This window comes from Tepidanaerobacter sp. GT38, from assembly GCF_021991635.1.
GTDB lineage: Bacteria > Bacillota > Thermosediminibacteria > Thermosediminibacterales > Tepidanaerobacteraceae > DTU063.
In genome coordinates this window covers 1-1719 of sequence record NZ_JAFFJA010000127.1, presented here as the reverse complement: position 1 = coordinate 1719, position 1719 = coordinate 1, and the positions used below count along the sequence as shown (strand labels likewise).

Annotated in this window: 2 protein-coding genes; both read right to left on the bottom strand. The window is 37.0% G+C overall.

All coding sequences use genetic code 11. From position 1 onward, the window contains the following. Positions 1-59 precede the first annotated feature (59 nt). Positions 60-950, bottom strand: coding sequence for an IS3 family transposase (locus tag JT739_RS12305; RefSeq protein ID WP_370642682.1), 891 nt, complete (start codon positions 948-950; stop codon positions 60-62). A 20-nt stretch (positions 951-970) separates the two neighbouring features. After that, on the bottom strand, positions 971-1654 hold the full coding sequence (locus JT739_RS12300) for a helix-turn-helix domain-containing protein (RefSeq protein WP_237661419.1): 684 nt from the start codon (positions 1652-1654) through the stop codon (positions 971-973). Positions 1655-1719: the final 65 nt, after the last annotated feature.

Sequence of the window (1719 nt, the reverse complement as noted above, 5' to 3'; positions counted from 1 at the left end):
TGAACTGCCCCCTGTCAAGTAGACAGTGGAAATAATTAAAATTCTACGTAAGGCACCAATCAAAAATGGTTGGTGCTTTCTTTATGCTGCATACCGGCAAGATAGTTGCGATACTCTATTGGCGTCATACATTTTAAACGTTTCTGGTATCTCCTTGTATTGTAGTAATCTATGTATTCCTCAATCGCTTTTTTCAAGCTATCATAGTCATCAAACTTATGTAAGTAATACATCTCCGATTTCAGGATTCCCCAGAATCCCTCCATAGGGGCATTATCTATGCAGCAGCCTACCCTTGACATGCTCTGTGTCATTCCTGCCTTATCTAGTTTTGCTTTAAATGCTTTATTTGTATATTGGAATCCACGGTCACTATGGAAGATGGGTTTTGCATCAGGATTGCTAGCAACTGCCAAATCAAAAGTCTTAAACACAAGTGCATTGTTGTTTGAATGGCCAATAACGTAAGATACTATACTTCTATCCCCAAGATCAAGGATTGCACTAAGATATGCTTTCTGTCCATCACCGTATTTGAGTTCTGTTACATCCGTAAGCCATTTCTCACATGTATGTTCTGCCCTGAAATCCCGATTTAGTACATTCTCTGCGATAACTTCTGGAGTTGACTTTATGTAGTTATATTTCTTTTTCCTGCATACTGATTTTAAACCCATTACTTTCATCAGCCGATAAATTCGTTTATGATTAACCTTAAGATTATGTTCACGGCGAAGCTTGATTGTCATTTGCCTGTAACCTAGTATGCCATCTCTTTCCTCGTATGCTTCCCTGATAAGAACAAGCAGCTTTTCATTTTGAAGTTCATTTTGGCTCTTTTCCCTATGTTTCCACTTGTAGTAGGCAGATCTGCTGATTCCTGTGATTTTACATAGAGACGAAACAGGATAGTGTCTTTGTTCTGAAAGCATCTGGATAGCCAGATATATTTCTTCATGCTTAACCAGGCTTAATACCGCCCCCTTTCTATTTCGGCGAGTTTTTTTAGGACTTCGTTCTCCATTTCAAGCCATCTATTCTTTGCTTCCAGAAGCTTGTTCTGGGCTTTTAACCTATCTATCTCTGTAAACTCATCTTCAGATTTGCGTTTGCCTCTTCTATCAATTAGGGCATATACACCGGATTTATCGTATTTTATTACCCAATTGCGAACCTGTTGATAGGATACCTGATATTTTTCAGCGGTTTTATTGTAGTTTCTGTCATGCTCAATACAGTATTTTACAATTTCTATACGTTCCTCAAATGTGGTATTACGCCCTTTGGTCATGATTTGCTTTCCTCCTGCTCTCGAAGATTTTAGCTTCTCATGACCATTATACTTTAAAATCCAATTTGATAGTTGGGTTTTTGAACGGATGTTATATTTTTTACATATATCTAGTTGTGAAGCATTACCTGAAAGATATTCCTTTACAGCAGCATATTTCAATTCTTTGGAATAACCTGTATTTTTTGAGGAAGCAATTAATCCTGATTCTCCCATTGCTTGATAATTAGAAATCCATTGTTGCACTGAAGATTTACTAACATTGCATTCTTTTGCTAACTGCCCTTGGCTTTTCCTGCCTTCTAAATAATCTTTTACGGCTGATAATTTTTGTTCAAAAGTAACTTTCGATTTTCGACCCATAAAAATATGCCCCCTTTGAAGTAACAGTTTTATTATTTTAACTGTCTACTCCAAAGGGAGCATAT

Excerpts from the sequence above, each read along its gene's own strand:
- JT739_RS12300 (WP_237661419.1), bottom strand. The coding sequence starts at position 1,654 with ATGGGTCGAAAATCGAAAGTTACTTTTGAACAAAAATTATCAGCCGTA.